This is a genomic window from Brachyspira sp. G79, from assembly GCF_002379365.1.
In the GTDB taxonomy this organism is placed as follows: domain Bacteria; phylum Spirochaetota; class Brachyspiria; order Brachyspirales; family Brachyspiraceae; genus Brachyspira.
This window is the reverse complement of record NZ_JQIU01000008.1, coordinates 2,242,461-2,250,358: the sequence shown is the minus strand read 5'-3', so window position 1 is coordinate 2,250,358 and position 7,898 is coordinate 2,242,461. Positions and strand designations below refer to the sequence as shown.

11 protein-coding genes are annotated in these 7,898 nt (G+C 26.2%); 1 reads left to right on the top strand and 10 read right to left on the bottom strand.

All coding sequences use genetic code 11. From position 1 onward, the window contains the following. The first annotated feature begins 444 nt into the window (after positions 1 to 444). A complete protein-coding gene (locus KQ44_RS11425; RefSeq protein ID WP_096737514.1) occupies positions 445 to 1,407 on the top strand; it encodes a site-specific integrase in 963 nt (320 codons plus the stop codon). A gap of 120 nt (positions 1,408 to 1,527) precedes the next feature. Here the strand turns inward: KQ44_RS11425 and KQ44_RS11420 are convergent, their stop codons facing one another. The 10 genes from KQ44_RS11420 to KQ44_RS11370 all read right to left on the bottom strand — a co-directional run bounded on the left by KQ44_RS11420 (position 1,528) and on the right by KQ44_RS11370 (position 7,897). Next, positions 1,528 to 1,743 carry a hypothetical protein gene (locus tag KQ44_RS11420; protein ID WP_096737513.1) on the bottom strand — a complete coding sequence of 72 codons (216 nt, stop codon included), beginning with the start codon at positions 1,741 to 1,743 and terminating at the stop codon, positions 1,528 to 1,530. Next, positions 1,736 to 2,119 carry a hypothetical protein gene (locus KQ44_RS11415; RefSeq protein ID WP_096737512.1) on the bottom strand — a complete coding sequence of 128 codons (384 nt, stop codon included), beginning with the start codon at positions 2,117 to 2,119 and terminating at the stop codon, positions 1,736 to 1,738. Before KQ44_RS11415 ends, KQ44_RS11420 begins: the two co-directional genes overlap by 8 nt. Before the next feature lie 398 nt (positions 2,120 to 2,517). Beyond that, positions 2,518 to 2,901, bottom strand: a complete 384-nt coding sequence (locus KQ44_RS11405) for a hypothetical protein (RefSeq protein WP_096737510.1) — start codon at positions 2,899 to 2,901, stop codon at positions 2,518 to 2,520. A 7-nt stretch (positions 2,902 to 2,908) separates the two neighbouring features. Continuing rightward, a complete protein-coding gene (locus KQ44_RS11400) occupies positions 2,909 to 3,208 on the bottom strand; it encodes a hypothetical protein (RefSeq protein WP_096737509.1) in 300 nt (99 codons plus the stop codon). Continuing rightward, the gene (locus KQ44_RS11395) at positions 3,192 to 3,407 is read right to left on the bottom strand and encodes a hypothetical protein (RefSeq protein WP_143277864.1); all 216 of its coding nucleotides are present in this window, start codon (positions 3,405 to 3,407) and stop codon (positions 3,192 to 3,194) included. Before KQ44_RS11395 ends, KQ44_RS11400 begins: the two co-directional genes overlap by 17 nt. Positions 3,408 to 3,414: 7 nt before the next feature. After that, positions 3,415 to 3,675, bottom strand: a complete 261-nt coding sequence (locus tag KQ44_RS11390) for a hypothetical protein (RefSeq protein ID WP_096737507.1) — start codon at positions 3,673 to 3,675, stop codon at positions 3,415 to 3,417. Then, complete coding sequence (locus KQ44_RS11385) at positions 3,665 to 4,471, bottom strand: hypothetical protein (protein ID WP_143277863.1); 807 nt, start codon at positions 4,469 to 4,471, stop codon at positions 3,665 to 3,667. Before KQ44_RS11385 ends, KQ44_RS11390 begins: the two co-directional genes overlap by 11 nt. Before the next feature lie 72 nt (positions 4,472 to 4,543). After that, positions 4,544 to 5,158 carry a glycoside hydrolase family 19 protein gene (locus tag KQ44_RS11380; protein ID WP_096737505.1) on the bottom strand — a complete coding sequence of 205 codons (615 nt, stop codon included), beginning with the start codon at positions 5,156 to 5,158 and terminating at the stop codon, positions 4,544 to 4,546. An 11-nt stretch (positions 5,159 to 5,169) separates the two neighbouring features. Then, complete coding sequence (locus tag KQ44_RS11375; RefSeq protein ID WP_096737504.1) at positions 5,170 to 5,796, bottom strand: phage tail protein; 627 nt, start codon at positions 5,794 to 5,796, stop codon at positions 5,170 to 5,172. A 13-nt stretch (positions 5,797 to 5,809) separates the two neighbouring features. Continuing rightward, a complete protein-coding gene (locus KQ44_RS11370) occupies positions 5,810 to 7,897 on the bottom strand; it encodes a hypothetical protein (protein ID WP_096737503.1) in 2,088 nt (695 codons plus the stop codon). Position 7,898: the final 1 nt, after the last annotated feature.

Below are 7,898 nucleotides of genomic sequence, written 5' to 3'. Positions count from 1 at the left end.
TACAAATAATGATATATTTTTTTCTAATTTAGTACACTTTTTGCAGATTTGATTGAAGATATAAGAAACGCCCTCAACAAGGGAGCATACTTGTTCAAGAGATATACTATTATGAGGGCGGTTACTAGCATAATTAAATAATAAAGAATTGCTCATTTTATCTCCCTTTTTTAAAAAAAAATTTTTTAATCTCTTGAACTATAATCAGTATAGTACATATTAGAAAAATAATCAAGTAAAAAATCAAATAAAATTAAAAAAAAGTGTACAAAAAATAAATTCCTATTTTTATTTAAAAAAAATTGTATATAAAGTTGACATTAACTTAATATAAATATATACTGTATTTATAAACATTATTAAAGGATTTTTCAAAAGCTACGATAATGAGTCTATCATTGCTAGCTTATAGCTTAATCCTGAAATAACGTTTGGAGCTAAGCAATGTATGAGTTCAAAGAATTAAAAGAAGAGTTTATAAATTACTGTCATTTAAGTATAAGCAAGGTTACAACATATAACTATTGCTATGCTTTAGAAAAATATTTTTTCAAACATTGTGATGTAGCTATATCTGAATTAAAGAAAAGACACATCATTCAAATATATTCTAAAACGATAAACGAAAAAGGAAGAAATATAGCAAAAAATGTAAAAAATGCAATTCATAAATATTTTGATTTTTTAAATGATGTTTATGAAGCAGATTTAAATACTAGTATATTAAATGTAAAAATACCTGAATATGTTATACAAAATACTTCTACGATAGACAGCAATAAAACAATAGAATTAATAGAACTTATGAAAAAGAAAAAAGGTTTTGCTAATCAAAGAAATATTTTAATGTTTTTAATTTTAGCAACAACTGGAATACGTAGGAAAGAAGTTGTTGGAATAAAACTAGATGATATAGATTTTGAAAATAATACAATTTACATAGCTAATCCAAAAGGCAATAAAAAGCCTCGCTATGTATTATTAGCTGAAATAGTAAAAAATTATTTGAAAGATTATTTAATAGAGCGAAATAAAAGAGCAGAAAAAAATATACAAAATCTTTTAATCACTCAGCAAGGAAAAAAATGTACAATAGGAAGTATAAGTCATATAGCTAATAGACTTTCAAAAAAATATAATATTGATTTTACACTTCATAGTTTTAGAAGAGGGTTAGCTACTGAACTTTATAATGATAATAATATACAAGTTCAGGATATAGCATTATTACTTGGACATAAAAAAGTACAAACTACAGTAGATCATTATATTAAAGCTGATAAAAAAAGATTAAATATAGCTTTAGAAAATCATAACTTATTTAAAATAAAAGAAGAAGAACCTAAATGCGTACATTTTAATGACATATTAAAAATGTTTAGAGGAAGAAAAATAAAAGAAAATTAATATAAACTTTTTTATTAATTTGAAAGCAATGATATAAAAAATGGCACTCTTTTTTTAGAGTGCCGATTGTTTAACTAAGCTATTAAATAGTATATATTTTATTTTATGATTGTCAATTTATTAATTAGTATTAGTCTGAATAGAATACCAAGCCTCCCACTCATTTAACTTGATGAGAGTTTTTTGATACTCTTTGAATAAGTCCTTTTGAGTTTTAATCTGCCCTTCAGACACAATATAAGGTTCAGGCGGAGGAGAAAGCGGAACTGTAACATATTTAACAGTAGTACAGCTAACAGAAAATATAAGTAAAAATAAAAATAATATTTTATCCATCTATAAACTCTAATAATTCATTTTGACATCTTTTACATAAACCATAATCATAACATATAAAATCAACATAATTAACACCGCAACGGCTACAACGCATTTTTAATTGATATTTTAGTATATCTGTTTTTTTCCTATACGACCAATATTTACTTTCTGTTCTTTTTATTTTCTTATTGCTTTTGTGTTTAATATATATTAAGTCTTTATGATATTTTTCTTTTAATTCTTTATTAGAAAAAGAAATATCAGTATTGTAATAATTTTCTATAATATCTGATAAGTATTCCAATTTGTCAGATATTTTATATATTTTAGTTATTGTTTTTTCAGTTGCTAAAACTTTTTTATCAATACTTACTTCTTTATTTTTTTTCATTCTACAATTTCCAAAAAATATTTGATTCTTTCTTTAGTTATCAAACATCTTAAAGGTATATAAAATATTTGAAATATTACAAAAAATATGAACTCAATAATATTAAAAAAATAGAATACAGTTTCTAATAAATTAAGAGGTGTATCTTCTTTTAATAATTTAATATATTTGAGAATATACCTATAAAGATTTTTATAACTAATTAATATTAATTTAAGCATTATTTAGTTTCCTCGTTCAATACTTTTGTTATTTTGTCAAACAGTTTTTTATATTTTCTAGCTTTTTTCTTAATTTTTGTTATTTGCTTTTTAGTTAAATAATTTTGTTTCATCTCTAATCCTGTTCATACACACTCCAAAATTAATAATAAATTAATATTACCAAAATATTTTTAACTATCTTGGCGGAGAGCGTGCGTTATTGTAGTCTTTAATTATTTTATCTAATGTCATAATCTCATTAGAATTATATTTTTTATCTTCAGTAAGTTTTTCTATTGCCTCACTGCTGTTTGTGTATATCTCTTTTATATATTGACTATTAGACTGAAAAGCAATGTTTTTTTTAATGACCATATTTGACAATTCAAGTTTTGTAGTGTAGAGTGTTTCTTCAAGTTCTTTTATTTTTATGTCTTTGCTTTTTAATTGAAATATTATAAAAAATACCATAAAAGCCATCAATGAAAAAAGCACAAACACTAAAAAATATTTAGATTTAATAATCTCAAGCACTTTATTTTTAATGAAGTTTAATATAAAAGTTATAGCTACCGACATTTTTATACTACCTATTTTTATATATACATTCTTTTATTTTTTCTATATCTTCAATAGAATTATCTTCTAATTTTTTTGATGTTTCTTTAATCATATCCCAACGATTATGATTTTGATTTCTTTTTTCTAATATAGTATTAATTTCTTTTTGAGTTTCTTCTGACTCTTCTTTAGCTTTTAATCTTTTATAATCTATAAGCCAATTATACAATTCTCTATATTCTTCAGCTTTTAAATTATCATAGTTTTTTAATAGCTCATATTTTTTCTTATAAAAAGTTATAGTTTCATCAAGAGTTCTTATCATTTTTTATGTCCTTAATTTTGTTTAAAATTTCTTCATCAAGTCCTTCAATTACAGCATCTATTTCAGACTGAGTAATAACTTCTTTTTTACTTTCTTTTGAATGATCATAATAATCAACTAAATAAGTAAAAACACTGTCTAAAAAATCTAACTCTTCTTTATCAGTAATACTTTTTTGCTTACTATAAATAAAAAGCATACATTCTCTAATTGTCATTTGATTCCTTTTTTTCTTCTTTATTTTCAAACTTACTTTGAATTGTCTTGCCACCTACTAAAAACCCAAGGATAATCCCGAATGACATTATAGTTTCAGAAAGTGCTTGAGTATCTTTGATAGTAAGCCAAACAATACAAAAAAGAATAGTCAAGCTCCCTACTGTACTAATTAAACGCATTGAAGAATAATGTCCGCTTTTTGAACATTTGAGCATATCTTCAATAAAATTATCTTTTTTATCTTTCATAGATAGCGTTATCCTTGTCTAATTCATTATTTTTCTGTAAAGTTTCAATCATCTTTCCACCCAGAAAAATCTTTAAACCTTTTATCTCTTCTCTAACAACTCCAATTTCTACAGACATTAAATCAGAATAAAATATATCCATCAGTCCTAGTGCTGAATATATTTTATCTGATAAGTTTAAAGCAGCATTCTTTAATAACTCTTCTTTAGGTTTATTTGTTTTATTGACAACATCAATATGATAATCTCTCATCATATTGAAAATATATTTAATCATTGTTTTATACATAAAATAATCATTTCCTAAAATAGTTTCTATATTGTATTTTTCTAATAATGTACTATTTTTAAATTCATTATTTATATGAGTATTTAAATTATTTATAAACTTTTCTATATATTTATTGTATTCTATGTTGCCAATCGTATTTAGATGATTTCTAATAATAAGAATTGAAATATCGCAGATCATATCAAAAAGAACACTCCACACTATAAGCTCGCATATAAGTACAGTTTTTTGATATTTCACTTCTTTTTTTAATGTATTAATTAAATTAGTTAATCTGCTGATTGTTTCTTTGAAATCATTATTTTTTACAATGTCTATATTTAATTTTTCTACACTTTCATTCGGGCTTGATATATCTACTATTTTTTTTGTTTCCTGAACTTTTTTCTCTAATTCTTCAATAGTTTTATTAGAATTAAATTCTAGATCTATCTCAAAAGATTGATTTTTTAAATCCCCTTTCGATTTCACATTGAGATTTTTATCTTTATGTTTAAGCATCATAAATAAAATCCCAAAAAACATTACTAAAACGGTAAAACAAATTATAAATACAATAACCGCCTGAGTTCCCATTTATTCCTCCAATATTTTTAATATTCTATCAAATCTATTCTGCCTATCTTCAAGTCCGTTGTAACCGCCATTAATAAGTTTGGTAACTCCTTTAACATCTCCTTTACGTGCTAATAACCCTAAGCCTTTTTCCTTCCAAAAAAGCAAAGCTATTTCTATAGCAGTATCAGGTTCTTTTGCTAAGTCGGGACTATTTACCAAATCAATATTTAATTTTTCCCCATAATATTTATAATTATTTTTTCCAGTAAGCTGAATAATTCCTCTGCCTCTGTATTTGTATCCTTCATCTTTGGAATTACCTAAACGTCCGCCATAAACAAAGTCTCCTATAGCTTTGGCACCTTTAGAGCATAACTCTTTAGCTTTATCCAAACTTCCAACTCTTTTTTTGAACACTTGAAAAAGCCTTTCAGGTCTGTAATTAAAACTCTCTTCAAGCCTTTTATAATTATTGCTTTCATGAGTAGTCTGAGCTAAAAACATAGAAACTTCGTTCTTAGACGACTGTCCGCCTTCGGTGTCTGTAATATCATATTTTTCAAAAGCATTGTTCAAAGGCTCTAACCATTTTTCATTAATGCCTATTTTTATTATTTGTTCTCTATTAAGCATGTAAACCTCCTTTAATTTTCCTTTGGATATTCTGTTTTTATTTCTTGCCTTTTAGTTTGCAGACTTTCAAGCTGTGATTTTTGCTCTTCTGTAAGCAGTCCTTGACTAGCTAAATTATTTAATACACTCTCTACAAGTTCTGCTCTTTCACCATCTAAATTATACATATACTGACTTTGTCTTTGACTAATAATATAATTATTATATTCTTCAGTTGTTATTAGATTTTCTTTGAATAATTCTTCATAGCTTTTTTGTGTTATATATTTTCTGCCATCATCACTAGTTACTATCTTTTGTTTATCATCTAGTTCTTCAAGTCCTAATTCTACTAATCTAATAAAATCTTCTTGTATATTTTTATTAAGTTTATATATCCCACCGTTTCTTATTTCTTCAGCTTTTTCTAAAACTAATATTTTATTTTCAATTTGTTCTTCTAAACTCATTACAGAACCATCTTCTTTGATAGCTCTAATATCAGTAACACTCATATTTTGTATTTTTTCAAAAACTTTATATTTATCATCATCTAAAATAAAGTTTTTAAGTTTTAAATCTTTTATTACTTGTTCTGTATCTTTATTACTACTAATTATATTTTTTATCTTATTATCTTTATAAATTACTATATACATATTTTTTCTCCTATTATGCTATTCTTAACCATATTCTTATAAGCCTATTTTTAGGTCTATTTTCTGAACCTGTAGGAACAATACCATTAAAATCCATATGAAGAAATGAAGGGCGTGGGTTATAATCATTACTACTACCTCTTAATGCCCCTGAAGTTTTAAAAGCACCACCATAGGAGTATACACCACATTGTAAATCTGCATAAGCTGTTATATTTCTAATAGCATCACCCTGAACTCCATTAATTCTATTTTCATTTGCATATCCTCCCTCTGTTCTTAAGAATATGCCCTCGTTATTGTGTAATATTTGCCAAGTACCGCCAAATAATTTTTCTGGGCTTTTATTATTATCAAAACTGCCATTTACTTCTGATATTTGATAGTAAACCGAACCAATAGGTTTTATTCTATTTAATACTATTGTTTCTATATCATTCTGTACATTAGTAACTTCTTCTGATAAGACTTCTATAGCCTGCTGAACATTATCAACTCCTCTATAAACTGGTTCAAGTGTAGAGTTTTTATCAGGTGTGAGATTGAAAGTAAATACATCTCGTTGATTTATTTCACTTCCATCTTGGTAGGCTAAAATTAAACTATATATATTAGTTGTACTTGGGGATAAATATATCCCAAACTTAACCGCTTTGCCGCTGCTTGAAGTTATACCTGTTGTATTATTCAAACTAGTTTCATTAGCCACTAAATTAAAATAATTACTCATATCTAAATCAGAATAAAAATATATTGCGTTCAAGCTCGCAGTATATCCATTATAAGTACCTTGATACGATACAGTAGAATTTGTTTGAGTTAATTGTATTTGATTTATTGTTTGACCTGTTGTTGTATCTATATAAAATATATTAATATCTGTAGGTCTTAAAACTCTATTTTTTATATTTAATGTAATAGTTGAACCTGCTATAGATAAAACTTCTGTACTCTTTATTTTTAAATAAAGAGTACTACTCGGTCCGCCTTCAAAATAAAACCCAAATTGGAAATTATTTTTATCTTGTATATTAACTTCGTTTTCTAAAGTATCAAATAAAGTTAGAGATGATTCAGAAATATTCTCTATTTCAAAAAATTGTGATAATATAGCGGGGAAAACATAAGTTAACACACTTTCACTTATACCATTAATGCTTTTTATTTGAATATCTACTTCATTAGCATTTGTAATATTAAAGTTATCTAATACTCCGCTTAATAAATAGCTTCCGTCTTCCTGCTTGGAAATAGTAGCGTTATAATCATTTGTTCCGTCTGATAAAACTAAATTATAAGTTGGTATTTCTACACTAAATCTAGGAAAGTCATAACTAACTAACTGTAACTGTGCGTTGGTATTATCAAAAGAAACAAGTTCGGCTTTTGTAGCCAAGTTTCCGCTAGCACTTATTACATTATTTTCTATAGTGATATTAGTGCCTGCTGTGAGCTTGTCCTGTTTGGTAGCAAGGTCTGTCTGTGTGGCTACATTACTGCTTGTACTTATAGTATTTCCTTGAATAATTATATTCGTACCTGCTGTCAAATTATCCTGTTTTAAGGATAATTTTTGAGTGAGATATTGATTATTTACTATAGAAGTATTTGTGATTGAAGAAGGCATATTTACATTGCTTGCCCCCTCGCTGTCTCTTCCCATAACTGTATTTGCTGTTGCCTCAATAGCATAATCTTCTGTAAGTTTGTCCCAGTCAGTATTTAATGTTCCGCCCTCGTAAGCGTCCACTCCGTTTACAGTAGTTATGCTTGCCCCAGTAATTGGAGGATTGTTGTTTGATACTTGAGGATTATTTGCGTTTCTTCTAAACTGCCAAATACTGTAATCAGTTCCGTTTTTTATAACTAATGAGGCAATATTTCCTTCGCCATAATCAGCAGTTTCATCATAAAGTCCCCCTGTAAACTGTAAATACTGTACAGCTTCGGACAATAAATTATAATACCCGTTCAAAACATTACTGTCTATATTTGATTTAAACTCTATACCGCTCGCTATTGCCGCAATGTCTGGAACAAGTATATTGCTTGTATTTCCTGCTATATTTGTATTAATAATATTATTATTTAAGTTTGCCATT